This is a genomic window from Paraburkholderia podalyriae (genome assembly GCF_014397785.1).
GTDB lineage: Bacteria > Pseudomonadota > Gammaproteobacteria > Burkholderiales > Burkholderiaceae > Paraburkholderia > Paraburkholderia podalyriae.
Map to the genome: position 1 here is coordinate 139,561 of NZ_VZQQ01000011.1, position 26,538 is coordinate 166,098.

The 26,538-nt window shown below is 64.8% G+C and carries 24 protein-coding genes; 14 read left to right on the forward strand and 10 right to left on the reverse strand.

The window, feature by feature from the left end:
• Positions 1-31 precede the first annotated feature (31 nt).
• The 3 genes from F6X42_RS15615 to F6X42_RS15625 all read left to right on the forward strand — a co-directional run bounded on the left by F6X42_RS15615 (position 32) and on the right by F6X42_RS15625 (position 2,958).
• A complete protein-coding gene (locus F6X42_RS15615) occupies positions 32-1,252 on the forward strand; it encodes a benzoate/H(+) symporter BenE family transporter (protein ID WP_187635078.1) in 1,221 nt (406 codons plus the stop codon).
• A 224-nt stretch (positions 1,253-1,476) separates the two neighbouring features.
• Positions 1,477-2,430, forward strand: coding sequence for a transaldolase (tal, locus tag F6X42_RS15620; protein WP_187635079.1), 954 nt, complete (start codon positions 1,477-1,479; stop codon positions 2,428-2,430).
• Positions 2,431-2,538: 108 nt separating this feature from the next.
• Positions 2,539-2,958, forward strand: coding sequence for a VOC family protein (locus F6X42_RS15625; RefSeq protein WP_187635080.1), 420 nt, complete (start codon positions 2,539-2,541; stop codon positions 2,956-2,958).
• Positions 2,959-2,971: 13 nt separating this feature from the next.
• Here the strand turns inward: F6X42_RS15625 and F6X42_RS15630 are convergent, their stop codons facing one another.
• The 5 genes from F6X42_RS15630 to F6X42_RS15650 all read right to left on the reverse strand — a co-directional run bounded on the left by F6X42_RS15630 (position 2,972) and on the right by F6X42_RS15650 (position 7,512).
• A complete protein-coding gene (locus F6X42_RS15630) occupies positions 2,972-4,096 on the reverse strand; it encodes an FUSC family protein (protein ID WP_187635081.1) in 1,125 nt (374 codons plus the stop codon).
• Between the two features lie 127 nt (positions 4,097-4,223).
• A complete protein-coding gene (gene mctP / locus F6X42_RS15635; protein WP_187635082.1) occupies positions 4,224-5,774 on the reverse strand; it encodes a monocarboxylate uptake permease MctP in 1,551 nt (516 codons plus the stop codon).
• Positions 5,774-6,013: a DUF3311 domain-containing protein gene (locus F6X42_RS15640; protein ID WP_187635083.1), complete on the reverse strand. Its 240-nt coding sequence runs from the start codon at positions 6,011-6,013 to the stop codon at positions 5,774-5,776. The genes mctP and F6X42_RS15640 overlap by 1 nt, the downstream gene beginning before the upstream one ends.
• Before the next feature lie 213 nt (positions 6,014-6,226).
• A complete protein-coding gene (locus F6X42_RS15645; protein ID WP_187635084.1) occupies positions 6,227-7,162 on the reverse strand; it encodes a class I SAM-dependent methyltransferase in 936 nt (311 codons plus the stop codon).
• Between the two features lie 77 nt (positions 7,163-7,239).
• Positions 7,240-7,512, reverse strand: coding sequence for a hypothetical protein (locus tag F6X42_RS15650; protein WP_187635085.1), 273 nt, complete (start codon positions 7,510-7,512; stop codon positions 7,240-7,242).
• A 23-nt stretch (positions 7,513-7,535) separates the two neighbouring features.
• On the opposite strand from F6X42_RS15650, the gene F6X42_RS15655 reads away from it, so the two are divergent.
• The 3 genes from F6X42_RS15655 to F6X42_RS15665 all read left to right on the forward strand — a co-directional run bounded on the left by F6X42_RS15655 (position 7,536) and on the right by F6X42_RS15665 (position 10,361).
• Complete coding sequence (locus F6X42_RS15655; RefSeq protein WP_187635086.1) at positions 7,536-8,786, forward strand: Crp/Fnr family transcriptional regulator; 1,251 nt, start codon at positions 7,536-7,538, stop codon at positions 8,784-8,786.
• Between the two features lie 64 nt (positions 8,787-8,850).
• Positions 8,851-9,615, forward strand: a complete 765-nt coding sequence (locus F6X42_RS15660; protein ID WP_187635087.1) for a flagellar motor protein — start codon at positions 8,851-8,853, stop codon at positions 9,613-9,615.
• 59 nt (positions 9,616-9,674) lie between these two features.
• On the forward strand, positions 9,675-10,361 hold the full coding sequence (locus F6X42_RS15665; RefSeq protein ID WP_187635088.1) for an OmpA family protein: 687 nt from the start codon (positions 9,675-9,677) through the stop codon (positions 10,359-10,361).
• Between the two features lie 96 nt (positions 10,362-10,457).
• On the opposite strand, the gene F6X42_RS15670 is transcribed toward F6X42_RS15665, so the two are convergent.
• Complete coding sequence (locus F6X42_RS15670) at positions 10,458-12,698, reverse strand: NADP-dependent isocitrate dehydrogenase (RefSeq protein WP_187635089.1); 2,241 nt, start codon at positions 12,696-12,698, stop codon at positions 10,458-10,460.
• Positions 12,699-13,015: 317 nt separating this feature from the next.
• Here F6X42_RS15670 and F6X42_RS15675 point away from each other — a divergent pair, with 317 nt between their 5' ends.
• The 3 genes from F6X42_RS15675 (at position 13,016) to F6X42_RS15685 (ending at position 14,809) form a co-directional block, all read left to right on the forward strand.
• Positions 13,016-13,843 carry an AraC family transcriptional regulator gene (locus F6X42_RS15675; protein ID WP_187635090.1) on the forward strand — a complete coding sequence of 276 codons (828 nt, stop codon included), beginning with the start codon at positions 13,016-13,018 and terminating at the stop codon, positions 13,841-13,843.
• 79 nt (positions 13,844-13,922) lie between these two features.
• On the forward strand, positions 13,923-14,324 hold the full coding sequence (locus tag F6X42_RS15680) for a cupin domain-containing protein (RefSeq protein ID WP_187635091.1): 402 nt from the start codon (positions 13,923-13,925) through the stop codon (positions 14,322-14,324).
• 8 nt (positions 14,325-14,332) lie between these two features.
• The gene (locus tag F6X42_RS15685) at positions 14,333-14,809 is read left to right on the forward strand and encodes a GNAT family N-acetyltransferase (protein WP_187635154.1); all 477 of its coding nucleotides are present in this window, start codon (positions 14,333-14,335) and stop codon (positions 14,807-14,809) included.
• Positions 14,810-14,872: 63 nt separating this feature from the next.
• Here F6X42_RS15685 and F6X42_RS15690 read toward each other — a convergent pair whose 3' ends face one another.
• From F6X42_RS15690 to F6X42_RS15705, 4 genes are all read right to left on the reverse strand, one after another.
• Positions 14,873-15,349, reverse strand: coding sequence for a DNA-deoxyinosine glycosylase (locus tag F6X42_RS15690; protein WP_187635092.1), 477 nt, complete (start codon positions 15,347-15,349; stop codon positions 14,873-14,875).
• Positions 15,349-16,065 (reverse strand): chorismate--pyruvate lyase family protein, encoded by a 717-nt coding sequence (locus F6X42_RS15695; protein WP_187635093.1) that lies wholly within the window; start codon positions 16,063-16,065, stop codon positions 15,349-15,351. The genes F6X42_RS15690 and F6X42_RS15695 overlap by 1 nt, the downstream gene beginning before the upstream one ends.
• Positions 16,066-16,265: 200 nt before the next feature.
• Positions 16,266-18,164, reverse strand: coding sequence for a molecular chaperone HtpG (htpG, locus tag F6X42_RS15700; protein ID WP_187635094.1), 1,899 nt, complete (start codon positions 18,162-18,164; stop codon positions 16,266-16,268).
• Between the two features lie 134 nt (positions 18,165-18,298).
• A complete protein-coding gene (locus tag F6X42_RS15705; RefSeq protein ID WP_187635095.1) occupies positions 18,299-19,756 on the reverse strand; it encodes an aminotransferase-like domain-containing protein in 1,458 nt (485 codons plus the stop codon).
• A 234-nt stretch (positions 19,757-19,990) separates the two neighbouring features.
• Between F6X42_RS15705 and F6X42_RS15710 the strand changes: the two genes are divergently transcribed.
• From F6X42_RS15710 to F6X42_RS15730, 5 genes are all read left to right on the forward strand, one after another.
• On the forward strand, positions 19,991-20,683 hold the full coding sequence (locus F6X42_RS15710) for a VOC family protein (protein ID WP_187635155.1): 693 nt from the start codon (positions 19,991-19,993) through the stop codon (positions 20,681-20,683).
• 116 nt (positions 20,684-20,799) lie between these two features.
• Positions 20,800-21,996, forward strand: a complete 1,197-nt coding sequence (locus tag F6X42_RS15715; protein WP_187635096.1) for an aminotransferase-like domain-containing protein — start codon at positions 20,800-20,802, stop codon at positions 21,994-21,996.
• A 103-nt stretch (positions 21,997-22,099) separates the two neighbouring features.
• On the forward strand, positions 22,100-22,564 hold the full coding sequence (locus F6X42_RS15720) for a RidA family protein (RefSeq protein WP_187635097.1): 465 nt from the start codon (positions 22,100-22,102) through the stop codon (positions 22,562-22,564).
• 195 nt (positions 22,565-22,759) lie between these two features.
• Positions 22,760-23,659, forward strand: coding sequence for a PhzF family protein (locus F6X42_RS15725; RefSeq protein ID WP_187635098.1), 900 nt, complete (start codon positions 22,760-22,762; stop codon positions 23,657-23,659).
• A gap of 439 nt (positions 23,660-24,098) precedes the next feature.
• Positions 24,099-26,462, forward strand: coding sequence for a bifunctional diguanylate cyclase/phosphodiesterase (locus F6X42_RS15730; RefSeq protein ID WP_187635099.1), 2,364 nt, complete (start codon positions 24,099-24,101; stop codon positions 26,460-26,462).
• Positions 26,463-26,538 lie beyond the last annotated feature (76 nt).

The window sequence follows — 26,538 nt, forward strand, 5'->3', positions numbered from 1 at the left end:
GCTTTAGCTTCCACAACAACAAAGCCTTCGCATGAGTTCGTCCCCGACGCCCCAGCTGTCCCCCGCCGCCACGCCACCGAGGCGCTTCAATCCGCTCGGCGATACGTCGCTGTCGACGATCGTCGCGGGCTTCGTCGCGGCGATGACCGGCTACACGAGCTCGCTCGTGCTGATGTTCCAGGCGGGCCAGGCCGCGCATCTGAGCGATGCGCAGATTTCGTCGTGGATCTGGGCGCTGTCGATCGGCATGGGCCTTTGCACGATCGGCCTGTCGCTGCGCTTTCGCGCGCCGATCGTGATAGCGTGGTCGACGCCGGGCGCCGCGCTGCTGGTGTCGTCGCTGCCGCATGTCGAGTATGCGCAGGCGATCGGCGCGTTCATCTTCTGCGCGGCGCTGCTGACGCTGGTCGGCGTCACCGGCTGGTTCGACTCGCTGATGAAGCGGATTCCGTCCGGCCTCGCGTCGGCGCTGCTCGCGGGCATCCTGTTCGAGATCGGCATCGAGATTTTCCGCGCGGCGCAGTTCCAGACCGCGCTCGTGCTGACGATGTTCTTCACTTACCTGATCGTCAAACGGTTCGTGCCGCGTTACGCGATTCCGACGACGCTCGTGGCCGGCACGGCCGCCGCCGGCGGCCTCGGACTGCTCGATTTCAGCCACTTTCACGTCGCGCTCGCGCATCCGGTGCTGACGATGCCGTCGTTTTCGGTGGCGGCGTGCGTGAGCATCGGCATTCCGCTGTTCGTGGTCGCGATGGCTTCGCAAAACGTGCCGGGCATCGCGGTGCTGCGCGCGGACGGCTACGCGACACCGTCCGCGCCGCTGATCGCGACGACCGGCGTCGCATCGCTGCTGCTCGCGCCGTTCGGCTCCCACGGCATCAATCTTGCCGCGATCACGGCGGCGATCTGCACTGGCCCCGAAGCGCATGAAAACCCCGTCAGGCGGTACACGGCAGCCGTGTGGGGCGGCATTTTCTATCTGCTCGCGGGGGTGTTCGGCGCGACGATCGCCGCGCTGTTCGCGGCGTTCCCGAAGGAACTGGTCGTCTCCGTCGCGGCGCTCGCGCTGTTCGGCTCGATCATGAGCGGGCTCGCCAATGCAATGCAGGATACGAGGCAGCGCGAGGCGGCGCTCGTCACCTTCATGGTGACTGCCTCGGGGCTCACGCTGCTGTCGATCGGCTCGGCGTTCTGGGGGCTCGTCGCCGGCGTGGTGACGCAAGCCGTGCTGAACGCGCGGCGCGTGTAAACGGATCGCCATGCCCGGCTGTCCCTACCCGGTGTTCATACCGTCCTCGGCGATCCGCCATAGAATAGAAGTATCCGGCAGCGTTTCCCGGCGCCATCGTGGGACGCGCTGCGGCTTGATCCGCGGCCGCCGGCGCCGGCTGGTTTCTCTGCTCTGTCCAGCCGGCGCGGCGGCGTCCTCACTTCTCCTGAACCACGGCGCGTATGCGCCCTGAAGGCCCGAACATGACAACCGCACTCGACCAACTCAAGCAGTACACCACAGTGGTGGCCGACACCGGCGACTTCCAGCAGCTCGCGCAGTACAAGCCGCGGGATGCGACCACCAATCCGTCGCTGATTCTGAAGGCCGTGCAGAAAGACGACTACCGGCCGCTGCTCGAAAAGACCGTGAAGGCGCACGCGTCGAAGCCGGCCGGTGCGATCATCGACGAGTTGCTGATCGCCTTCGGCACCGAAATCCTGAAGATCATCCCGGGGCGGGTGTCGACCGAAGTCGACGCGCGCCTGTCGTTCGACGTCGAAGGCTCGATCGCGAAAGGCCGCGAGCTGATCGCGCTGTACAAGGAGCACGGCGTCGAGCGCGACCGCGTGCTGATCAAGCTCGCGTCGACGTGGGAAGGCGTGCGCGCGGCCGAGGTGCTACAGAAGGAAGGCATCCACTGCAACATGACGCTGCTGTTCTCGCTCGTGCAGGCGGTCGCCTCTGCGGAAGCTGGCGCGCAGCTGGTCTCGCCGTTCGTCGGCCGCATCTACGACTGGTACAAGAAGAACGCCGGCAGCGAATGGGACGAAGCGAAAGACGGCGGCGCCAACGATCCGGGCGTCAAGTCGGTGCGTCGCATCTACGCGTACTACAAGAAGTTCGGCTACAAGACCGAGGTGATGGGCGCGAGCTTTCGCACGACCTCGCAAATTCTGGAACTCGCCGGCTGCGATCTACTGACGATCAGCCCCGACCTGCTGCAGAAGCTGCATGAGAGCACCGACAAGATCGAGCGCAAGCTGTCGCCGGAGGCATCGCACGACGCGGATATCGAGCGCGTGCCGGTCGACGAGAAGTCGTTCCGCTTCCTCCTCAACGACGAAGCGATGGCGACCGAGAAGCTCTCCGAAGGCATCCGCACGTTCGCCGCGGACGCGGTGAAGCTGGAAAAGCTGATCGAAACGCTGCGCTGATCCACGCGAAGCCATCATCCATCACAGGCGGCGCTGAACCTCACGGTTCAGCGCCGCTCCTCGTTTGCAACGACGGCGCCACCCCAACGCCTGACCATGGAGACGATCATGTACGTTCAGCCTTATGTGTTTTTCAACGGCCGTTGTCAGGAAGCGCTCGACTACTACACCGACAAGCTCGGCGCCCAGGTGACCTTCAAGATGCTGTACAAGGAAGCGCCACCGGACGCGCACAACCCGCCGCGCCCCGAGCTCGCCGACAAGATCATGCACGCCAACGTGCAGCTGGGCTCGAGCACGTGGATGGCTTCCGACGGCAACTGCGATCCGGCGGCCGGCCCGTTCAACGGCTTCAGCCTGTCGTTGACCGTCGAAGACGGCGCGTCGGCGGAACAATGCTTCAACGCGCTCGCCGACGGCGGCCAGGTCGTGATGCCGTTCCAGCAAACGTTCTGGAGCAAGGGCTTCGGAATGGTGATGGACCGCTTCGGCATGATGTGGATGGTCACCTTGCCGGCCCAGGTTTGAGGATCAGCGCCGCCTAAGCGATCCGCGCCGCCCGCGCATGACGCTCGATATTCCAGTTCGGCTCCGTCTCCAGTAGCAGCGCGCGCAATCGGTCCACCTGCTCCGCGAGCCGCTGGCCGAGCCAGTACGGTCCTTGCCAGTCGGGCGGCAGCGCGGTGGCCGCGTGGCCATGCCCGTTCGCGAGCGGGGCTGCCGCCGGAATGCCGAAGCGCGCCGGGCGGCCAAAGCGCAGCCCGCGCGCGGTGGACAGCAGGATCGCGCGCACGGCGCGCACCTCCGCGCCGCACTGCGCCGCGTAGGCGGTGCGCGCGGCGGCGTCCGCGCTCATCAGCGGGCCCGTCGCGAGCAGTTCGAGCGAGCTGAGCACTGAGCGATGCAGCCGCTGGATTTCCTCGAGCTTCGTCTGCGGCACGTCGATTTCCTTCGCGACCGACGGCATCAGCGAGCGCAGTTGCACGAGCCGCTTGTTGATCTGCAGGAAGCGCTTGACCTGCTCCTCCTCGGTAATCGTCTCGCCGTCGAGCAGCCGCGCGTAGATACCCGCGCATTCGCGCAGATTGGCGGCGAGCCCGTAGCGCCACGAATACGTCGCGTGCAGCGGAAAGGCAAACGAAAACGCCAGCGCGATCACGATGCCGATCAGCACGTTCAGCGTGCGCCACAGGCCGACGGCGATCAGGTTGTCGCCGTGGCCCGCGACGATGCACATCGTGATCGCGGTCAAGAGCCCGACATAGCCGGACGAGCCGATCGCGAACCACGCGCAGATCGATGCGATGATCGCCTCCAGCACATAGGTGAGCGGCAGCGAACCGATAAAGTTCTGCTGCACGATCAGCAGCAGCCCGATCGACGCGCCGAGCAGCGTGCCAGCCGCGCGTTCCGCCGCTTTCTTGCGGATATTGCCGTGATGCTGCAAGCCGCCGATCACGACCAGCAGCGTCACCGACGACCAGATGCCGTGCGGAATATCGATGCCGGTCGTCGCGAGAATCGACACCAGCATCGCGAGCCCGACGCGCAGGCTATGCAGCACCTTCGCGTGCCGGTAGCGGTAATACGGCGACGTGACCGCGCGCACCATCCGGCTGAGCGCCGCGCGGCGGGGAATAAGTTTGGGAGAATCGGCAGCAGCCATGGCGGCGCGCGGCGAGCGCGTGAAAGGACGGTTCCGCTATCCTGCCCTGAAGTGGCCCGCCAACACAAACGCCCGCCAACTTTCGTTGGCGGGCGTCGCGTTGTTCAAAGCGTGAATTTCAGCCCGATCAGCCTTCGACGACGTCCAGGTAGTCTTCCGGACGCGTGCGGTCCTCGGCACGCTGCATGCCCACCGCGCGCACGATCAGGCTCACGACCACCGCCACCACGAGGTTCACGATCAGCGACCACATGGCCGCATAGCCCGGAATCGCCATGCCGAACAGGTGGATCGTGAAGATCGAGCTCGCGAGCTTCAGCGAAAGCGCCATCCACGTGCCGGTCGCGATACCGGCCGCCCAGCCGATCAATAGACCCCGATAGTCGAGCACGCGCGTGTACAGACCGAGCACGATGGCCGGCAGCGTCTGGATGATCCAGATACCGCCGAGCAGCTGCAGCTGGATCGCGTACGTGAGCGGCAGACCGAGAATGAACGCGACCGCGCCGACCTTGACGATCAGCGACACCAGCTTCGCGACGTTGGTCTCCTGCTCGTGCGTCATGTTGCGGTTGACGAACTCCTTGTGCACGTTACGCGTGTACAGGTTCGCCGCCGCGATCGACATGATCGCCGCCGGCACCAGCGCGCCGATACCGATCGCCGCGAATGCGACACCGACGAACCACGACGGGAAGAAGTGCAGGAACAGCGCAGGCACCGCGAAGTTCGGGCCGAAGGCCTTGAAGTACGGCGCGAACTCCGGCATGTCCTTCACGCCGGCCGCGAGCGCCATGAAGCCGAGCAGCGCGAGCAGGCCGAGCACCAGCGAATACGCCGGCAGCAGCGCCATGTTGCGGCGGATCGTGTTGCCCGATTTCGACGACAGCACCGCGGTGATCGAGTGCGGATACAGGAACAGCGCGAGCGCCGAACCCACCGCGAGCGTCGCGTACGCGCTATAGCCGTTCAGGCTCGACACGTCCGGCGACTTCAGCAGCAGCTTGGCCGGCGGCACCGCGCCGAAGATATGGCCGAAGCCGCCCAGCTGCGGCGGAATCACGATGATCGCGGCGAAGATGGTCACGTAGATCAGGATGTCCTTGACAACCGCGATCATGGCCGGCGCGCGCAGGCCCGACGTGTACGTATAGGCCGCGAGAATCGCGAACGCGATGATCAGCGGCAGATCGCCGACGAAGCCGGTCGTGTCGAAACCGAGCGCGCCGATCACCACTTCGATACCGACCAGCTGCAGCGCGATGTACGGCATCGTCGCAACGATGCCGGTCACGGCGATCGCCAGCGCGAGCATGCGGCTGCCGTAGCGGGCCGACACGAAGTCCGCCGACGTCACGTAGCCGTGCCGCTTCGCGACGCTCCACAGCTTCGGGAACACGACGAACGCGAACGGATAGATCAGGATCGTGTACGGCAGCGCGAAGAAGCCCGTTGCACCCGCGCCGAACACGAGCGCCGGCACCGCGATGAAGGTGTAGGCGGTGTACAGGTCGCCGCCCAGCAGGAACCACGTGACGATCGTGCCGAAGCGCCGGCCGCCGAGGCCCCACTCTTCGAGATGCGCGAGATCGCCGCGCCGCCAGTGGGCCGCGACGAAGCCGAGAACCGTGACGCCGATGAAAAACAGAACGAAGACGAAAGTTGCGATGGGGTTCATTATTGCGCGCCCCCGTTCGTGCGACCCGTGTAGCGGGACCTGGTCTTCAGGTAGACGAACGCGGTGATGACCGCGCTGATCAGCACCCACAGCAGCTGATACCAGTAGAAGAACGGGAAATCGAACAGTTGCGGCTCGATCCGGTTGTACGACGGGACCCAGACCATCGCGATCCAGGGTAGCAGCAATAGCCAGAGCCAGTGCTTGCTGGCCTTCTTCACGTCGGCGTCGTGAGCCATGACGTCTCCTGTTTCCTATTTAGAATTTATCTGCCCGTGGTCGATGGCAGGTGGAACTCAGCGGGTGGTCGTCCCGCGGTTGGCCACGGGCGCCCCGAAAGCTTCGAAAGAGTATAGGAGCGGCGAACGCCCGGTCAAGCAGGGACGACCCGAGGCGCACTGGCGTGGGACAAGGCGTCGGCCGGACCGACGATGCACTCTGGATCGCGTCGCTCAGATCGCAAACGATGCGCCCGTCTGCCCCGTCGATTCGCGCAGACCCTTGATCCACTTGCGCGCCGGCAAGCCGAGCTCGGCTTCGATCAGCTTCGCGCGCCCCTCGAGCGCGGCGAACGGCACGTCGAGCGCGGGGCCCGAAAACGCGATCGCGATGCGGTTGCCATCGTGCACTTCGGGCAGCGCGACGACGCGGCCGTCGAAGGCTTCGTTCAGACGCTTCATGTTGCGCACGAAGCTAGGATGATCGCCGAACAGATTCACCGTGACGATGCCCGCCTCGGTCAGACATGCGCGCGCCGCGCGGTAGAAGCCGACGCTGTCGAGCACCGGGCCGCGCGCGGTCGCGTCGTACACGTCGATCTGAAGCACGCCGATGGTGCCGTGGTTCGCGCTGTCGTTGACGAAGTCCCACGCATCGGTTTCATGCACGGTGAGACGCGCGTCGTCGGGCGGCAGCTCGAACATCGTGCGCGCGGCCACGACGACTGCGGGATTCAGTTCGACCGCCTCGACCTTCGCGCTCTTCAGAAAGCGGTGCGCGAACCTGGTCAGCGACGCTGCGCCGAGCCCGAGCTGCACGATGCGCTTCGGCGTTTCGAGAAACAGCAGCCAGGCCATCATCTGCTGCGCGTATTCGAGTTCGATGTGATCGGGCTTGCGCAGACGCATCGCGCCTTGCACCCATTCCGTGCCGAAATGCAGGTAGCGCACGCCGCCCTCTTCGGAGAATGTCACCGGCGCAAAACGCGGCTTGCGCGGCGTGTCGATTTGCGGCGCGTCGTGGATGTCGTGATCGACGGCGCGGTTCGCGTTGCGCGCGGCTTTCGGCCCTTGTTTGTGCGCCAATTTCTGCTTGCCGCCGATGATTTCGGCGTCCCGGTTACGGAAAGCGCGCGCCTCGGCCGAAGCGCGCTTGATCAGTTTTGTCATGTGTGGATGTCGCGCCACGAGCGCAATATTTTCGGTCGACCGAGAGCATAGCATTCGCTGCCGCTCGCTCATTCGAATCACCCGTTGGCAATCTGCTTGCGCATCAATGAAAAAAATTTTGCGGCCGCCATGTCCAGGCATATTTGCGCCATCTTGCCGCGCGCAAACGATTCACCGATCGCTTTATCGCCGTTCTTCTGATCCGGGCGCGGCTTGCGGCGCGTTTGCTTCCAGTCCGGCCCTGCTTTGCCCGTTAAAGAGTCCCTGCCCCGATGTCGTAAACGGGCGTACAGGGAATGGCTGCCGACCCATGCGATGCAATGCGCCGCGTCGCACAGCCGCAACCACAAAACCGCGCTGCAGGGGAATTACTTTGAATCGTCAACAGTCGTGGACGCGCACAGCGGCGCCCGGCGAGACCATTTATTCCGAGGGCTACTCGGGTGAGCCCGTCGTTTTTCTGATCACGGAAGGCAAGGTCGAACTTTCCACTCGCTGCGACGACAAGAAGGTCGTCGTCGCGACGCTGGGCCGAGGCGAATTCTTCGGCGAAGCCGCGTTGCTTGCTGCCGAGCCGCGCAGCAACACCGCGAAGGCGCTGACGTTCTGTCAACTGACCGTCGTGCCGGCCAGCATGCTCGACGACGAAATCGAGCGCGTGTCGCCGTTGCTGCGCCATATCACGCGCACGCTGATTCGTCGCGTGAAGCGCAAGGACGATCTGCTCGCAACCTACACGCACGCCGATTTTCTGCCCGGCGTGCTGTCGTATGCGCACGTGCTGACCCTGATGTCGAACGGCGAACGGCGCGATGCCAACGACAGCTGGGGACGCCGGCCGCTGCAAGGGCAGGCCGAGGAAATCTCGGTGCCGCTCGTCGAAGTGATCAAGAAGTGCCGCGCGATTGCCGGCCATTCGCGTCCGCACGTGATGGCGATGCTCAAGCGGATGGAGAAGCTCAACCTCGTGACGATCGAGGCCGCTCAGCCCGGACAACTGAATAACGTGTCGACCGAATACTCGGCGTACGACGGCGCGGCCGCGCGTCAGGTCGTTACGTTCGACGCCGCGCGCATCGTCGATCGCGCGCAGCAGGTGGCGGACAGCGACCTCGATCTCGCGGTGAGCGGCGAGCTCGAACTGATCGAGCTGACCGATCTGGAGGCGTTGATCGGCGTCGACAAGACGTTGATTCTGAACAAGCTGTCGCACGGCGAAATCGCCGACGAGGTCTTCGCGTTCCGTAAGTCGAAGGTGCTGACCTATGTCGAGCAGCAAGGCGTCGCGTATTTTTCGCGACGCAATACGCGCCAGAGCGGCGCGCTGAATTCGCTCGACGACCTCGCGTTCGTCGACCAGCGCACGCTGTTCGAAGTCGTCAGCGGCTTCGATACGTACGATCTCGCCAAGCTGCTCGCGAGCCTCCACGGGCAGCCGGTGGCGGAGCGCCTGCTCTCGGTGATGACCGAAGTGCGCCGCAACGAAGTGTCGTGGGTGATGCGGCGCGATATCAAGATCGATGCGATCGAAGTCGGCGACATCGAGCAACGGCTGCTCGACGCGGTGAAGACGCTGAAGGCATCGCCCGCGCCGCACGCGGCGCTGCAGGACGCCGCGCGCTGAGCGCTTTGACGGCGCGCCGTCGCTGATGGGCGCAGCGTGAGCGCGGCGCCGTTCGAGGAAAAGCATGGATCTGTTGACGTTATTGGGTGTGCTGTTCGGTGGAGCGGCAATCGTTTTTGGCTTCGCGCTCGAAGGCGGGCATTTTCTGACGCTGTTCCAGTACGAGGCGTTCGTCATCGTGCTCGGCGGCACGCTCGGCGCGGTGATGATCCAGAACACGTGGGCACGTTTTTTCGATGCGGTGAAGCTGCTCGGCCTCGCGTTCACGCGCGCTCGGCAGGTCGACCAGAAGAGTCTGTCGGACCTGCTTGAATGGGGTGACCAGGCGAAGCTCAACGGCCTGCTCGCGTTCGAATCGATGGACGTGAGCGGCATTCATCGGTTCGCCAGACGCGGGCTCGAACTGCTCGCCAACGGCGTATCGACCGCCGTGCTCGAAGATGCGCTGCAGCGCGAGCTCGATGCGTACGCGCGCAATCACATGGCGGCGGCGCGCGTGTGGCAGCAGGCCGGCGGCTATGCGCCGACGTTCGGCATTCTCGGCTCGGTGCTCGGGCTGATCCAGGTCACCCATCATATTCTCGACCCGGCGCAACTCGGCTCGGGCATCGCGACGGCGTTCGTCGCCACGTTGTATGGTCTCGCGCTCGCGAATCTGGTGTTTCTGCCGCTGTACGGCAAGCTGCAGGCGCAGGTCGACAGCGAGGTGCGGTTCCGCCGGCTTTATCTCGACGGACTGCTCGCGATTTCGCGCAAGGAGTCGCCGCATACGATCGAGACGCGCCTGACGGGCGAAGTGCGCGGGCGCGCGGCCGAGTCGCTGGCCTGAGCCTGTCATAGGGCGCGTGGCTCAGCGGCGCGCTGTCATTCGAAACGGACCTATCACGTATGCAAACGACGTCTGGCAGCAAGCGCCTCGCCAGCGGCGCGGACGATCACGCCGAACATGGCGGCGAAGGCACCGAGGGCGGCCGCTGGTTGATCTCGTACGCGGATCTCATCACGACGATGATGGTGCTGTTCCTCGCGCTGTACGTGTTGCAGTTGGCGAAATCGAATCAACTCGAGCTCAGGTATCAGACGCTCGAAACGAAAACGGCGCAGCAGAGCGCGCCCGCGCCGGCCGGCGGCACCCAACTGGACGCGCGCAAGCAACTGACCGCGTTGCTCGATGCGCTGCGCGCGAAAGGCTTGATCACCGTGACGGACGTGCCGCACGGCGTCGAAATCGCCGTCAACGCGAAGATCCTGTTCAATGCCGGCGATGCGCGGCTGCTGCCCGATTCGTTCGAGGTACTGAATCAGATCGCGCAGGTACTGCAAAAGGATTCGACGGGGAATCTGCTCGTCGAAGGCCATACCGACAGCGTGCCGATTTCGACCGCGAAGTATGCGTCCAACTGGGAGCTGTCGTCGGCTCGCGCGGGGGCGGTGGTCAGGTATCTGGTCGAACGTGGGATCGAACCGCATCGGCTGGCCGCGATCGGGCGGGCGGACAATTTCCCGCTGGTCGCGGGCGATGACGCGGCCGCGCGAGCGGCGAATCGGCGGGTCGCGATCGTCGTGCAGTACTGAACGCGTTGGTTGGCAGCATTCGTCGGCAGCATTCGCCGCCGTTGCCTGCGACGAGCCGCCCGCCGGCGGCTCGCCTTCGTTTCCCTTCCGGTTGCGTCACTCGACGCGAAGCGCCTTCAGCGCCTCATTGAACGTGCGGCTCGGCCGCATCACCTCACCGAGCAGGTTGAAGTCCGGCTTGTAATAGCCGCCGATGTCCGCCGGCGCGCCTTGCACCGAGGCCAGCTCCGCGAGGATCACCTGCTCGTTGGCAGTCAGTTGCGTCGCGAGCGGCGCGAACTGCGCGGCGAGCGCGGCATCGTCCGTTTGCGCGGCCAGTTCCTGCGCCCAGAACATCGCCAGATAGAACTGGCTGCCGCGATTGTCGAGCTCGCCGGTCTTCGGGCTTGGGCTGCGGTTGTTGTCGAGCAGCTTGCCGGTCGCGGTGTCGAGTGTCTTCGCGAGGATCTTCGCTTTGTTGTTGCCGGTCTTGATGCCCAGTTCTTCGAGCGACACCGCGAGCGCGAGAAATTCGCCAAGCGAGTCCCAGCGCAGATGGTTCTCTTCGACGAGCTGCTTCACGTGCTTCGGCGCCGAACCGCCCGCGCCGGTCTCGTACATGCCGCCGCCCGCCATCAACGGCACGATCGACAGCATCTTCGCGCTGGTGCCCAGCTCCATGATCGGGAACAGATCGGTCAGATAATCGCGCAGGATGTTGCCGGTGACCGAGATCGTATCGAGCCCGCGCACCACGCGCTCCAGCGTGTAACGCATCGCGCGCACCTGAGACATGATCTGGATGTCGAGGCCCGTGGTGTCGTAATCCTTCAGGTAGGTCTCGACCTTCCTGATCAGTTCCGCTTCGTGCGGACGATACGGGTCGAGCCAGAACACCGCGGGCGTGCCGGAATTGCGCACGCGCGTGACCGCGAGTTTGACCCAATCGCGGATCGCCGCGTCCTTCACCTCGCACATGCGCCAGATGTCGCCCTGCTCGACGTTCTGCGTGAGCAGCACCTCGCCGCTCGCGAGATCGACGATGCGCGCCTCGCCGTCTTCCGGCACTTCGAAGGTCTTGTCGTGCGAACCGTATTCTTCCGCCTGCTGCGCCATCAGGCCGACGTTCGGCACGGTGCCCATCGTGACCGGATCGAACGCGCCGTTGGTCTTGCAGAAGTTGATCATCTCCTGATAGATGCGCGCGAAGGTGCTCTCGGGGATCACCGCCTTGGTGTCTTTCGGACGGCCGTCGGCGCCCCACATCTTGCCGCCGAGGCGGATCATCGCCGGCATCGACGCGTCGACGATCACATCGTTCGGCGCGTGCAGGTTCGAGATGCCCTTCGCCGAATCGACCATCGCCAGTTCCGGACGATGTTCGTGGCACGCGTGCAGGTCGCGGATGACTTCCTCGCGCTGCGATTCCGGCAGCGTCTCGAGCTTCTCGTAAAGATTGGCGAGGCCGTTGTTGACGTTCACGCCGAGTTCGTCGAACAGCTTGCCGTGCTTCGCGAACGCGTCCTTGTAGAACACCTTCACCGCGTGGCCGAAGACGATCGGGTGCGACACCTTCATCATCGTCGCCTTCACGTGCAGCGACAGCATCATGCCGGTTTCGCGCGCGTCTTCCATCTGCTCTTCATAGAACGCGAGCAGCGCCTTCCTGCTCATGAACATGCTGTCGATGATCTCGCCGTCCTGCAGCGCAACCTTCGGCTTCAGCACGATCGTCTTGCCGTTCTTCGTCACGAGTTCCATCTTCACGTCGCGCGCGCGATCGAGCGTCATCGATTTTTCGCCGTGATAGAAGTCGCCGTGCCGCATGTGCGCGACGTGCGTGCGCGACGCCATGCTCCAATCGTCCATGCTGTGCGGATGCTTGCGCGCGTAGTTCTTCACCGCGGCCGGCGCGCGACGGTCCGAGTTGCCCTCGCGCAGCACCGGGTTCACCGCGCTGCCGAGACACTTCGAGTAGCGTTGGCGGATCGCCTTCTGTTCGTCGGTCTTCGGATCTTCCGGATAGTCGGGCACGTTGTAGCCTTTCGCCTGCAGCTCCCTGATCGCGCTCGTCAGTTGCGGCACCGACGCGCTGATGTTGGGCAGCTTGATGATGTTGGTGTCGGGCAACGAGGTCAGGCGACTGAGCTCCGCGAGGTTGTCGGGCACCCGTTGCGCTTCGGTCAGAAACTCGGGGAACTCGCCGAGGATGCGGCCCGCGACCGAAATGTCGCTGGTTTCGACCTCGATGCCGGCCGGCGCCGTGAAGGTCCGGATGATCGGCAAGAACGCGGCGGTCGCGAGCAGCGGGGCCTCGTCGGTGAGGGTGTAGATGATGGTCGGTTGCTGGGTCGTCATTGCTGGGCTCTGGGCGGGCAGTTGAAAGGCACGTCGCGCGCGTGGTGCGGGCTGGGCTGGAGGCACGAACGTCGATCAGGAAAACGACAACACTGGGCGGGTCGCACGTTTGGATTCTGCCTCATTTTTGTGCTGGCGCAAAAGCGGGATTCCGGTGGGTTGCGTCGGCGGGGGTGCGGTGGACTGACCGGCCGCAGGTTGGCACGAACGTGCGCAACGCCAGCGAGCTGCCCCACCGTGCGCCGAGCGTCCACACAGATACAATGAGCCGATACGGAGGTTCCCGCGGATCTGCGCAAACGAGCCCGGAGAGTGTGATGGACGGCGTGACCACGAAAGCCCAATCCGACTGGATTTCCCGTTCGGAATCCATCGGCGGAGTCGAACGCATCGAAGCCTTTTTCCACGGCAACGCGTATTCCCTGCATCGGCACGACACGTACGCGATCGGCGTGACCCTCGCCGGCGTTCAGTGCTTCCATTACCGGCGCGGCTTGCGCACCAGCCTGCCCGGACAGACGATGGTCCTGCATCCCGACGAAGCGCACGACGGTCAGGCCGGCACGAACGACGGATTTCGTTATCAGATGATTTACGTGCAACCCGCCGCGATCCAACAGGTCCTTGGTGGCCAGGCGTTGCCGTTCGTCGAAGGCGGCGTCACCAACGATCCGCGTCTGTTCGAAGCGACGCAAACAGCGCTGCGCCAGCTATGCGCCGACGCGGAGCCGCTTGAACGCGACGACGCTGTTGCCGGCCTCGCGCTCGCGCTGGATAGCGCGTCGGGCGCGCGATCGACGCGCAAATCCGCGGACTTCGCGGCGGCGCAGCGTGCGCGGGAATATCTGCTTGCATCGTGCACCCGCGCCGTCACGCTCGATGAACTAGCCGCCGTCAGCGGACAGGACCGCTGGAGCCTGTCGCGCGATTTCAGAACCTTTTACGGCACCAGTCCTTATCACTACCTGGTCATGCGCCGGCTCGAAGCGGCGCGCGCGATGATGCTGCGCGGCGTTTGCCTCGCGGACACCGCGGCCGCCGCCGGCTTCGCCGACCAGAGCCACATGACCCGACATTTTCGCCACGCATACGGGATCCCTCCCGCGCGTTGGCTCGGGATGATGAGCGATCGGCGCGCAGGCTAGCAGGCGTGCACGATCGTTCAAGACACGGGCCCGCGGCCGGCCTAAGCTCGATTCCAGCTATCACCCGAATGGAGCAACCATGCACACCGATTCCCCGCCGGCACCCGAGCAACGGGGCCAATCCAGGACGATCAACCTGCTCGACAAGATCCGCCAGATCGACGGTCACTGGCAGCCGCGCGTCGTTGCGGAAATGAACGACTATCAGTTCAAGGTCGTGAAGATAGCCGGCGACTTCGTTTGGCACCGGCATGCCGACACCGACGAGACGTTCATCGTCCTCGACGGCCGGTTGCGCATCGACTTCCGCGACCGCTCGATCGAGTTGTTGCCGGGAGAAATGGCCGTGGTTCCCAAGGGAGTCGAGCACAAGCCGTATGCCGAGTCCGAAGTGAAGCTGCTGCTGATCGAACCGCGCGGCGTCGTCAACACCGGCGATACGACCAACGAAAGAACGGCGGCAAACGACGTATGGATCTGAGAGCCGCGATGCAAATGTCGCCGCCGATCGTTCGCGAAGCCGTGTTCCCTGCTGATACGCACAACCTCGTCGCCTTGATCCGCGAGTATGTCCGCTGGCTGGATATGGATCTGTCGTATCGTGGATTCGACGCCGAAATGGACGCGTTCGAACAGGTTTATACCTTGCCTTCCGGCATGTTCTTCGTCGCCGACGCCGGCGGCGAGCTTGCCGGTTGCGCGGGGCTGCTTCGTCATACGGCCGGGACCGCGGAAATCAAACGGCTCTATGTTCGCGAAGCATTCAGAGGGATGTCTCTCGGCGAAGCGCTGATTGCGTCGGTGATCCGCAAGGCCAAGACGTTGGGATTCTCGACGCTGGTCCTCGACTCGGTACCGCAAACCCGTTTCGCACAGCGCATTTACGAGCGCTCAGGATTCGTCGAAATCGCGCCGTACTACGAAAATCCCGTCGAGGGCACGCGGTTTCTTGGGCTCGATCTTTGACGGCGAATGGCCGGCTGTCAGCCGCAGCAGCCCCGGTTGGCGACAGGATGTGTTGCGCCGGTGTCAGGACACGATCTCGCGCCAAACCAGCAGCTTCTGATCGAAAGAGAGCGCAGCATGCGCCGGACTCGACGACGGCAGTACGAGCGTTTGATAGCCTGCCGCACCGATGACCGGCGCAAACCGCCCCGCCGTCTTGCCGTTGAAGCAAACCTTCTTCAGCAACGGCGCATGCTCTCTCAACGAGTCGAAGTCGTTTGCCTGCGCATTGCGAATCGCCGAGTCGAGGCTGCCGTCACGGTGGCATGCGTCGAGCACGTCCCAGATGCCGATGCGATGCGCCAGCACGCGCGTGAGGCGCGCTTCGTAGGGCAACTCGTGCAGCGAAGGTTCGTCGAGCACCGCGCCGAGCAGGCGCCAGAACTGGTTGCGCGGATGCGCGTAATACTGCGCCGCGGCCAGCGACGCTTCGCCGGGAAAACTGCCGAGTATCAGCGTGTGCGTGTCGGCCGCGGCGACCGGGGGAAAGCCGCGCAACATCAGCGGCTCCGGTCGCCCGACGTGCGCGCCGCGGCATGGGCCCGCGACGCAGTGTGATCGAGCGGACGACCGTGCTCGCGTATCCGCGCGAGCGCGACCTGCGCCGCGCGGGCGCCCGAGCCGGCCAGCTGCGCGCGATCGGCCGCGTCTAACGCACGCAAATGCTCCCACAATGCCGGCAACATGCACTCCGTCACCATCAACGGCGCACGATGCCGCTCGAACACCGAGCGTCGCGCGACCAGCCCATGCGGCGCATGCCGGGCGCCGCCGCCGATCTCAGGCGCGGCCAGCCGATACAACGGATGCCGCTCCCCGACCCTGCGGCTCACCAGCGACGAGCGCGCGACACTGCTATCGCTATACAGCAGCTCGGCGAGCGGCCGCGTGCGCAGCCGCCGCGTCGCCTGCCAGACACCGACGCTCACGGCGCGCGGCGTCACGCTATGCGCGGCGACGAACGGCACACCATCGACCGACAGCACCACTTCTCGCACCCACACGGGCGCGCGCGGCGCGAGTCCGAGCGCGGCGGCTTCGTCGGGCCACGGCAGCGCGACGGTTTCGCGGGTCACGCGCACCGTGACCACGCCGAGCGCACGCAGATGCGCGGTCAGTGAACCGCCTCGGGTCAGCCAGTCTTTCTCAGCAGCGCTGAAAGTGGGCAAAGGCGCGACGCGCCAGTGGGCGTCGGCGGGATCGAAACGGATAGGCATGGTGTCGGATTATAGCGGCGTGGTCCGACGGCAATTGGTCGCGGCGACGACCGCGGCAATCGTGCGCGCTCCTTCAGCCTGGAAGCCGACGCAAACTACAGGTAAAAAAAAATGCGCTGCCGAAGCAGCGCATTTCTCAACCACGAAGCGTCAATCCGACAACGGCGACATCAACGGGCCCAACTCACCTTCACCGACGCTCAACCCGCGCGCGCCAGCAGCAACGCATTGGTGCGCTTCACGAAGCTCGCCGGATCTTCCAGCGCGCCGCCTTCGGCAAGCAGCGCCTGATCGAACAGCAGATGGCACCAGTCGCCGAAATTCGCGCTATCGGCATGCAGGCCCTTCACGAGCGCGTGCTCCGGATTCACTTCGAGAATCGGATGGAACTCCGGCGCCTGCTGGCCCGCGGCCTTCAGCATGCGCTGCAGGTAGCCGCTCATTTCGCCGTCGTCGGCGACGAGGCACGACGGCGAGTCGGTCAGGCGGAACGTCAGACGCACGTCCTTCGCCTTGTCCTTCAGCGCTTCCTTCATCTTCTCGACGAGCGGCTTGAACGCTTCGCCGATCTTCTCCTGCGCCTCTTTTTCCTCGTCGTTCAGCGCGCCGAGATCGAGGTCGCCGCGCGCGACGCTTTGAAGCGGCTTACCGTCGAATTCGTTCAGGAACGACAGCATCCATTCATCGACGCGATCGGTCAGCAGCAGCACTTCCACGCCCTTCTTGCGGAACACTTCGAGATGCGGGCTGTTCGACGCGGCCTGCCACGTGTCGGCGGTCACGTAGTAGATCTTCGTCTGCTCGGGCTTCATGCGAGCGACGTAGTCGGCCAGCGACACGGTCTGCTCGGCCGTGCCCGTATGCGTCGTCGCAAAGCGCACGAGCTTCGCGACGCGCTCGCGATTGGCGAAGTCCTCGCCGATGCCTTCCTTCAGCACCTGGCCGAATTCCTTCCAGAAGCCGGCGTACTTTTCCTTATCGGCGTCGTTGTCCGCGTTGGCCAGTTCTTCGAGCATCGACAGCGCGCGCTTGGTCACGCCTTCGCGGATCGCCTTCACGTCGCGGCTTTCCTGCAGGATTTCGCGCGACACGTTGAGCGGCAGATCGGCCGAATCGACCACACCCTTCACGAAACGCAGATACGTGGGCAGCAGTTGCTCGGCGTCGTCCATGATGAACACGCGCTTCACGTACAGCTTCAGTCCGCCGCGCTGCTCGCGGTTCCACAGGTCGAACGGCGCGTGCGCCGGCACGTACAGCAGCTGCGTGTATTCGCTGCGGCCTTCGACGCGGTTATGCGTCCACGTCAGCGGATCCTGATGGTCGTGCGAGACGTGCTGGTAGAACTGCTTGTATTGATCGTCGGTGATGTCGTTCTTCGAACGGGTCCACAGCGCGCTGGCCTGATTGACGGTCTCGTCCTCGTCCTTGGTGACCATCTCGCTCTTTTCCGCGTCCCACTCTTCCTTCTTCATCAGGATCGGCAGCGCGACGTGGTCTGAGTACTTCTGGATGATCGACTTCAGCCGATACGACGACAGCAGCTCGTCTTCATCGGCACGCAGATGCAGCGTGATGGTCGTGCCGCGCGCGGCGCGCTCGATCGTCTCGACCGCGAAATCGCCCTCGCCCGCGCTTTCCCAGTGCACGCCTTCCGAGGCCGGCAAACCGGCGCGGCGCGTCTCGACGGTGATCTTGTCCGCGACGATGAAGCCCGAGTAGAAGCCAACGCCAAACTGGCCAATCAGCGCCGCGTCCTTCTGCTGGTCGCCGGACAGCTTGCCGAAGAACTCCTTCGTGCCCGAACGCGCGATCGTGCCGAGGTGCGCGATCGTTTCGTCGCGGCTCATGCCGATGCCGTTGTCGTCGATCGTGACGGTGCGCGCGGCCTTGTCGTACGACACGCGAATTCGCAGGTTCGAATCGTTTTCGTACAGCGCGCTGTTTTCGATCGCCTCAAAGCGCAGCTTGTCGGCCGCGTCGGACGCGTTCGAGATCAGCTCGCGCAAAAAGATTTCCTTGTTGCTGTACAGCGAATGGATCATCAGTTGCAGAAGTTGCTTCACTTCTGCCTGAAAGCTCATGGTTTCTTGTGCCATGGTCGGACTTCCTCTCTGTTGCGAATGGGGGATGGGCGGCGGCCGAAGCGGATTCAAACCGCGCTTCGGGCCTGCCGTGCCGGATCGCCGGACCGCCGGATCGTTCGCGCAAATGGGGACGATCCGGCGCGGTTTCAAGAGGCGCGGCGCGCGACGCCGTCGAGATAACGGCTCAGAAACGCTGGTAATTCTGGATCGCCGCAATTGGCGATATTGAAGCGCATCCACGTGCTTGGCGACTGCTGCGGCGAAAACAGGCCGCCCGGCGTCAGCAGATAGCCGGCTTCGTGCGCGGCCGCGGCGAGCGCGCCCGCGTCGACGCCGGTGTCGGCCCACAGGAACATGCCGGCCGTCGGCGTCAGGAACAGCTTCATGCCGGTCTTCTCGATCATCCGCACGGCCTTCTCGCGCACGCCGTCGAGGCGCGCGCGGATGCGCTCGACGTGCCGCCGGTAGTGGCCCTCGGTCAGGATCTTGTAGATCACGCGCTCGTTCAACTCGGGGCTCGTCATGCCGACCAGCATCTTCTGATTGCTGAGCACCATCGCGACTTCCGGCGCGCACGCGATGAAACCGACGCGCAGATTCGGCGCAAGTGTCTTCGAGAAGCTGCCCAGGTAGATCACGCGCTTCAACTGATCGAGGCTCGCGAGCCGCGTGCCCGGGTAGCCGGGCGGGCACAGGTCGCCGTAGATGTCGTCCTCGACGACGATGAAGTCGTACGCCTCGGCAAGCCGCAGGATGCGGAACGCCTGCGCGGCGCTCAGCGACGTGCCGGTCGGGTTCTGCAGCACCGAGTTGATCACCAGCATTTTGGGGCGCCATTGCTGGACCAGCGCTTCGAGCGTGTCGAGATCGGGGCCCTCCGGCGTGTATGGCATGCCGACGAGCCGCGCGCCCTGCGACGCGAAGCAGCCAAACATTTGAAACCACGCCGGATCGCCGACGATCACCGCATCGCCCGGCTTCACGTAGATGCGCGAAATGAGGTCGATCGCCTGCGTGATGCCGGACACCATCACGATCTGCTCGGGCGACGCACCGATCTCCAACTCTTCGAGCCGCGTCTGCAACTGTTGGCGCAGCGGAAGGAAACCTTGCGCGGTGCCGATGCCGAGCATCTGCATGCCGCTTTGCCGGCCGAGCGTGCGCAGCGCGTTGGTGATCAGGTCGCCGTCGAGCCAACGCGCCGGCAGATAGCCGAGCCCCGGGCTGCGCTCGGGCCGCGCGCCCGTGTGCAGCATGTTGCGCAGCAGCCAGACGACGTCGATATTGGCCGGCGCGGGCAGCGTCTCGGCGCGCGGGCGCAGCTCGGAGACCATCGCCGCGCCGCCCTGGCGTTCGCGCACATAGAAGCCGGAACCACGCCGCGACTCCAGAAAACCCTGCGCGACGAGCCGCTCGTAGGCCTCGACCACCGTGAAGCGCGACACGCCCTTGTCGAGCGCGAGCTTGCGGATCGACGGCATGCGCATGCCGGGGCGGAACACGCGCTCCTCGATGCGGCGCCGCGCCCATTGAACCAGCTGTTCGACCAGCGTCAGCGACGCGGTGTCGTGCGGGGCGGGAATCTGGGCAAGCGGGACGGACATGACGGGCTCCAACTGTACCGAACAGTATCGCGCCGATTGTACCGTTACTGTGCAGGTCACGGCCGTTACATTTGAATCCCGCGACGGTGGTGACGCCATGCAAAACCATCCGCCTGGCGCGCCGATCGATCCGGCAACGGTTATGCTTACGGCCCCGGCAGCGCAGCCGTTACGCGTGGCGCGCAGCTAGCCTTTGCGCAGAACAGCGTTTTCCGTCGATCCGCCATGACAGCCCTGACAGCTCAATCGCTCAGTCTCGATCATCTCGTCGTCTCCGCGCGCACGCTGGACGAGGGTGTCCAGTACGTCGCCGATACGCTCGGCGTCGCACCGGCCGGCGGCGGCGCGCATCCGTTGATGCGCACCCATAATCGCCTGCTCGGCCTGTGGGCCGGCGTCTACCTGGAAGTGATCGCGATCGATCCGCGAGCCGCGGCCGACGCGGCCGACGGCGCCACGCCGCGCCCGCGCCTGTTCGCGCTCGACAACCCGGCGACGCACGCGCGACTCGAAGGCGGGCCGTATCTGTCGCATTGGGTCGCGCGCGTCGAGCGGCCGAAGCACCTCGCGACGTGGCAGGCGCAGTACCCGCAGCGCATCGCGCCGGTCGTACCGATGACGCGCGGCGATTTCACGTGGGGCCTGACGGTGCCCGACGACGGGTCGTTCCCCGCCTGGCAAGGCGCCGGCGACGGCGTGCTGCCATCGCTGATCCAGTGGGACTCGACGCGTCATCCGTCGCAGCTGCTCGCGCCGACGAACCTCGCGCTGAAGGCATTGAAAGCCGTGCATCCACGGCCGGAGTTGATCGGCGAACAACTGCGCTGGCTCGGCGCCGCGCACCTGCTCGACGTCCAGCCGACCGACGGCGCCGCGGCGCTCGTCGCGGAATTTGAAACACCCGAGGGTCCGCGAACTCTCGGATAAGCAGCGCGTGGTTCGGCAGACCGGTGGCACCCTGCTGGCCTGCCTGCGGCAACGGTTGCCGAGTCACGCGATAATCGAAGTTTTGACCGGTTCCAGAAATACCAGTAGAGGAGATCATGGACCAAAGCGATCTGAAAGCCCCGATGTGGCAATTGTCCGAACGCGCACGCAAGCTCACGAGCTCCGCGATCCGCGAGATCCTCAAGGTCACGGAACGGCCCGAAGTCATCTCCTTCGCCGGCGGCCTGCCCTCGCCGGCCACCTTCCCGGCCGAGCGCATGCGCGAGGCGTCCGACCGCATCCTGCGCGACACGCCCGCCGCGGCGCTGCAGTACAGCGCGACCGAAGGCTATCTGCCGCTGCGCGAATGGGTCGCGCAACGCCACTCGCTCAACGGCGCGCAGATCCGTGCGTCGCAGGTGCTGATTACTACCGGTTCGCAACAGGCGCTCGACCTGCTCGGCAAGGTGCTCGTCTGCGTGGATAGCCCGGTGCTGGTCGAAACGCCGACCTACCTCGGCGCGCTGCAATCGTTTTCGATGTACGAGCCGCACTACGTGCAGGTGCCGACGGACGAGCAGGGCCTGATCCCGGAAAGTCTGCAGCCGGAACTGACCCAAGGCGCGCGTCTGCTGTACTCGCAGCCGAATTTCCAGAATCCGACGGGCCGCCGTCTGCCGGTCGAACGCCGCCGCGCACTCGCCGAGTTCGCGAAGACCGCGCCGTTCCCGGTGATCGAAGACGACCCCTACGGCGCGCTCGACTACGCGGGCGAACCGCTGCCGACGATGCTGTCGATGGCGCTCGATCACATCGTCTATCTCGGCTCGTTCTCGAAGGTGCTTGCGCCGGGTCTGCGCGTCGGCTTCATCATCGCGCCCGAAGAGCTGATCTTCAAACTCGTGCAGGCCAAACAGGCCACCGACCTGCACACGCCGAGCTTCACGCAGCGCATCGTGCACGAAGTGGTCAAGGACGGTTTCCTCGACACGCACGTGCCGACGATCCGCGAGCTGTATCGCGACCAGTGCGACGCGATGCTCGCCGCGCTCGAACGCTATATGCCCGAAGGCGTCAGCTGGAACCGCCCGGAAGGCGGCATGTTCATCTGGGTCAATCTGCCGGCGGCGATCGACACCATGAAGCTGCTCGAGGAAGCGGTCGCGCAAAACGTCGCGTTCGTACCGGGCGCTCCGTTCTTCGCGAGCGACGCGCAGCACAACACGCTGCGTCTGTCGTTCGTCACGGTGCCACCGGCTAAAATCGACGAAGGCGTGGCGCGTCTGGCCGCAATCGTGCGCGCAAAAATCTGAACGGCGCTAGCCGCACTGCCATCGGGGCGAAGTTACCACGCGCGTTGCGTGCGGATTTCGCCCCGCCCGCATTCATCCAATCTCACCGAAACGAGGACAAGACATGGCTCAATCGAATGTGTACGACAAGCTCAAGGAACTCGGCATCGAACTGCCGGCGGCGGGTGCGCCGGCAGCGGCCTACGTGATGAGCGCGCAAAGCGGCAACACGGTGTACCTGTCGGGCCACATCGCGAAGAAGGACGGCAAGGTGTGGGTCGGCAAGCTCGGCGCGACGCTCGGCACCGACGAAGGCAAGGCCGCGGCGCGCTCGATCGCGATCGACCTGCTCGCCACCTTGCATGCGCACGTCGGCGACCTGAACCGCGTGACGCGCATCGTCAAGCTGATGAGCCTCGTCAACTCGTCGCTCGATTTCACCGAGCAGCATCTGGTCACGAACGGCGCGTCCGAACTGATCGCCGACGTATTCGGCGAGCGCGGCAAGCACGCGCGCTCGGCGTTCGGCGTCGCACAGATCCCGCTCGGCGCTTGCGTCGAGATCGAGCTGATCGCCGAGGTCCAATAGCGTCGACGCAATGTGACGACGCATGCGGTGTCGCGTCGGATTCGTACATGATTCACGCCGCATTGCGATTCAAACGCGCCGTCGGGTGTCACGCACCGGCGGCGCGTTTCTGTTTTATGGCGACGGTGGATCGCCGGCGCGCAGGCAGATAGAATCCGCGAATTCCCTTAACGTCCATTGCGCCGGGGCCTGTCGATGTCCGCTCACACCGTTCGTTTCAAACAGGTCGACGTGTTTACGTCGACACCGTTCAAGGGCAATCCGCTTGCCGTCGTGTTCGATGCCGACACGCTCGATACCGCGCAAATGCAGGCCATCGCGCGCTGGACCAATCTGTCGGAAACCACGTTTCTGCTGAAGCCCACCGATGCGGCCGCCGACTATCGCGTGCGCATCTTCACGCCGGGCGGCGAGTTGCCATTCGCGGGTCATCCGACGCTGGGCACCGCACATGCTTTGCGTGAAAGCGGCTACCAGCCGAAGCAGGCCGGCAAGCTGATCCAGCAATGCGGCGTGGGTCTCGTCGAACTCGAAGCGCTCGACGGCGCCGACAGCATGCACGGCGCATGGGCGTTCGCCGCGCCGCCCGCGCGCGTGACACCACTCGCCGAGCATCGTTACGCAGCGCTGTCTACGGCTTTACGTAGTCAGGCGATCGACTTCAGCGCGCCGCCGTGCGCGGTCGACAACGGCGCACCGTGGCTCGTCGTGCGCGTCGATTCGGCGCGCGCCTGCCTCGCGCTCGACCCTGATACGGCGGCGCTCGCTGAGCTCGTGCATGCGGTCGACACACATGGTGTTGCGGTGTACGGGCCGCACGACGCCGACGGCCCCGCAACGTTCGAAGTCCGTTGCCTGATGGCGGGCGGCGGCTTCGGCATCGGCGAAGACCCGGTGACGGGTAGCGCCAATGCCGCACTCGCGGGTCTGCTGAACCTGCAACAACGTCGTCCCGGCGCGCGCTACACGGCGCGTCAGGGCACCGCGCTCGGCCGCGCGGGCGACGTGTCGGTCCACTACGACGATGCGCGCGGCAAGATCTGGATCGGCGGGCCTTCGGTGACCATCGTCGACGGCACGTGCCGGCTCGCGTAAGCGAATTGCGGCTTCGCGCACACGCCACGAGACGCCGCAAGTCGCCACTCCACACCACAAAAAGGCTCAGCGCGATGACGTCGCCATACCTGGTTCTCCGAATTCATCGCGGCCGGGTGTCGATGAAGTCTTCGACACACCACCGATCGATCGCGTCATAAGACCGGCGATGCAGCGCACATGAACAGCCGGACAGAGGCGCCGCCGCGCCAGCGTATACCCCATGCCCGGACGCTTCCTTAATCCAGTGCCATTCAGTAATATCGAGACGTATATAGCGAACCCTGTCCGATGACCTGTGGACGGTCCGGCGCGGCGCCACGCTCTCCCCCCTGCGCAGCAGCTTTGGCACCTTGGTCTCCATGCAGCCATCCATCTATTTCGCGCAGTCGATGCCCGTGCGTTTGCAAGCGGCCCGCACCCAGCCAAGGCCCGCACGATGACTCAGTCCCGCTTCTCCGAGCCGCGCGACACCAGGCCGCGACGCGATCCAATGGTCACGCGCCGGCGCGCGTTGCTCGTCATTCCCGCGCTCGGGGTACTCGTACTGATCCTGCTGTGGACCGTGATCTTCGCGCGGCTGTCGGTAGAACGGGATGCGACGTACCGCGAAGCGATGGCGTCTTCCGCCATACTTTCCGCGGCGCTCGAGCAGCACACCATCAAGGCGATACACCAGGTCGATCAGATCACGCGATTCGTCAAGTACGAGTTCGAAAAGACGCCCAATCATTTCGATCTCGCGAGCACGGTCGAAAAAGGCGTCGTGCAAAGCGAAACGCTCGTGCAGGTGTCGATAATCGACGAGCACGGCAGACTGCTCGCCACTACGGCCGAACTGAATCCCGTTCACATTGACCTGTCCGACCGCGAGCACTTCAAGGTCCACGAGCACGAGAACGACGACCAGCTGTACATCAGCAAGCCGGTGCTCGGCCGCGTGTCGGGTCACTGGACGCTGCAGATGACGCGGCGCCTCAATCATCCGGACGGCTCTTTCGCGGGCGTCATCGTGGTATCCGAAGATCCAGGCTACTTCACGTCGGACTTCTACAACAACGCGGCGATCGGCCGCGAAGGCGTGATCGCTGTGATCTCGGACCGCGGCACCGTGCTCGCGCGCCGCACCGGCAACACCAGCAAGGCGAGCAGCACGTTCACCGCGAGCGGCACGTATCCGACTTCGGAGCACGTGTCGGGCACTTACGTCGATTCGATCGACAACGTCACACGCATCGTGTCGTACCGGCACATCGACGGCTATCCGCTCGGCGTGCTCGTCGGTCTTTCGCAGGGCGAAGAATTCGCCGACTACAACCACACGCGCAACGTCTATCTGTTGATGGCGGGCTTCGTCTCGCTCGCGATGCTCAGCTTCTTCGCGGTCGCCACCGGCCTGATCGGCAAGCTGCTCGGTCGCGAGCGCGAGATGACGCAGCTCGTCGAATACGATCTGTTGACCGGCCTGCGCAATCGCTATGCGACGTTGCAGGCGCTGCGCCACGACGTCGCGCAGCCGTTCAGTCTCGGCCGCCTCGCGATTCTTTTTATCGACCTCGACAACTTCAAGACCGTCAACGACACGCTCGGCCACAACGCCGGCGACATCGTGCTGCAGATGACGGCCTCGCGCCTCGCCACCGCGGTCGGCGAGAACGGCACGCTGAGCCGCATCGGCGGCGACGAGTTCGTCGTCGTGATCAAGGGCGACGATGTCGAGAAGCGCGCGGTCGTGCTCGCCGAAGCCGCCGCGGAAGCGTTCTCGAAGCCGTTCGAGGTGCGCGGCAGCTCGTTCGTGCTGCATGCGAGCATCGGCATCGCGCTGTACTCCGTTGCCAACGAAAGCGAGATCGACCTGCTGAAAAAAGCCGACCTCGCGATGTACAGCGCGAAGGACGCGGGCAAGAACTGCTATCAGTTCTATTCGCCGGATCTGTCGCATCGCGCCGACCATCTGATGAAGTGGGAGCAGCAGTTGCGCGTCGCGCTCGTCGAGGGGCAACTGTTCCTCGCCTACCAACCGAAGATCGATCTGGCGCGTCGCTGCATTACCGGCTTCGAAGCGCTCGTGCGCTGGAACCATCCGCAACATGGACTGATTGCGGCCAGCGAATTCATCCCCGTGGCCGAGTCGACCGGCCTGGTCGTGCCGATCGGCGACTTCGTGATCGAGACCGCATGCCGTCAGCTCGCGCAATGGCAGCAGCAGGGCTACGACACGCTGTCGCTCGCGGTGAATATCTCGGCGGTGCAGTTCTGGCGCGGTGACCTGTTCGAAACGATCTCACGCGCGATCGAGAAAACCGGCATCTCCGCGCGCCGCCTCGAGCTCGAAATCACCGAAACGACGATGATGGAATTTCCGGAAGTCGTCTCCGAAAAAATCTTCGCGTTGAAGCGTCTCGGCGTACGCATCGCGCTCGACGATTTCGGCACCGGCTATTCGTCGCTGTCCTATCTGAACCGCTTCGCCGTCGATACGCTGAAGGTGGACCGTTCGTTCGTCCAGGCGATCCCGGGCGATCGCAGCGTCTGCGTGATGGTCACCGCGATCGTCAACCTCGCGCGCTCGCTCGGGCTCACGGTGGTGGTCGAAGGCACGGAGACCGAAGAGCAGATCGCGTGGCTGGCCGCGCTCGGCAATATCGAGGCACAGGGCTTCCTGTTCTCGCGTCCGGTGCCGGTGGAGGCGATCCCCGCACTGCTCGATCGCTTCGGGGTATGCGGTATGAACAAGCTCAGCGCCCGCCGCGCCGCGCACGAAGCCGACAGCACAAGCAGCGTATCGAGCACCAACAATTAAAGGGCGGGCGGGCGGTTCGTGGCTCGCGTACGGCGCCGCGACGTGACGTGTCGCGGCTCACGCCACACCACGCCAG

Excerpts from the sequence above, each read along its gene's own strand:
- F6X42_RS15685 (WP_187635154.1), top strand. The coding sequence starts at position 14,333 with ATGCAAATGTCGCCGCCGATCGTTCGCGAAGCCGTGTTCCCTGCTGAT.
- F6X42_RS15670 (WP_187635089.1), bottom strand. The coding sequence starts at position 12,698 with ATGACGACCCAGCAACCGACCATCATCTACACCCTCACCGACGAGGCC.
- F6X42_RS15730 (WP_187635099.1), top strand. The coding sequence starts at position 24,099 with ATGACTCAGTCCCGCTTCTCCGAGCCGCGCGACACCAGGCCGCGACGC.
- htpG (WP_187635094.1), bottom strand. The coding sequence starts at position 18,164 with ATGGCACAAGAAACCATGAGCTTTCAGGCAGAAGTGAAGCAACTTCTG.
- F6X42_RS15625 (WP_187635080.1), top strand. The coding sequence starts at position 2,539 with ATGTACGTTCAGCCTTATGTGTTTTTCAACGGCCGTTGTCAGGAAGCG.
- F6X42_RS15705 (WP_187635095.1), bottom strand. The coding sequence starts at position 19,756 with ATGTCCGTCCCGCTTGCCCAGATTCCCGCCCCGCACGACACCGCGTCG.
- F6X42_RS15675 (WP_187635090.1), top strand. The coding sequence starts at position 13,016 with ATGGACGGCGTGACCACGAAAGCCCAATCCGACTGGATTTCCCGTTCG.
- F6X42_RS15615 (WP_187635078.1), top strand. The coding sequence starts at position 32 with ATGAGTTCGTCCCCGACGCCCCAGCTGTCCCCCGCCGCCACGCCACCG.
- F6X42_RS15720 (WP_187635097.1), top strand. The coding sequence starts at position 22,100 with ATGGCTCAATCGAATGTGTACGACAAGCTCAAGGAACTCGGCATCGAA.
- F6X42_RS15725 (WP_187635098.1), top strand. The coding sequence starts at position 22,760 with ATGTCCGCTCACACCGTTCGTTTCAAACAGGTCGACGTGTTTACGTCG.
- F6X42_RS15680 (WP_187635091.1), top strand. The coding sequence starts at position 13,923 with ATGCACACCGATTCCCCGCCGGCACCCGAGCAACGGGGCCAATCCAGG.
- F6X42_RS15695 (WP_187635093.1), bottom strand. The coding sequence starts at position 16,065 with ATGCCTATCCGTTTCGATCCCGCCGACGCCCACTGGCGCGTCGCGCCT.
- F6X42_RS15630 (WP_187635081.1), bottom strand. The coding sequence starts at position 4,096 with ATGGCTGCTGCCGATTCTCCCAAACTTATTCCCCGCCGCGCGGCGCTC.
- F6X42_RS15665 (WP_187635088.1), top strand. The coding sequence starts at position 9,675 with ATGCAAACGACGTCTGGCAGCAAGCGCCTCGCCAGCGGCGCGGACGAT.
- mctP (WP_187635082.1), bottom strand. The coding sequence starts at position 5,774 with ATGAACCCCATCGCAACTTTCGTCTTCGTTCTGTTTTTCATCGGCGTC.
- tal (WP_187635079.1), top strand. The coding sequence starts at position 1,477 with ATGACAACCGCACTCGACCAACTCAAGCAGTACACCACAGTGGTGGCC.
- F6X42_RS15640 (WP_187635083.1), bottom strand. The coding sequence starts at position 6,013 with ATGGCTCACGACGCCGACGTGAAGAAGGCCAGCAAGCACTGGCTCTGG.
- F6X42_RS15715 (WP_187635096.1), top strand. The coding sequence starts at position 20,800 with ATGGACCAAAGCGATCTGAAAGCCCCGATGTGGCAATTGTCCGAACGC.
- F6X42_RS15690 (WP_187635092.1), bottom strand. The coding sequence starts at position 15,349 with ATGTTGCGCGGCTTTCCCCCGGTCGCCGCGGCCGACACGCACACGCTG.
- F6X42_RS15645 (WP_187635084.1), bottom strand. The coding sequence starts at position 7,162 with ATGACAAAACTGATCAAGCGCGCTTCGGCCGAGGCGCGCGCTTTCCGT.
- F6X42_RS15660 (WP_187635087.1), top strand. The coding sequence starts at position 8,851 with ATGGATCTGTTGACGTTATTGGGTGTGCTGTTCGGTGGAGCGGCAATC.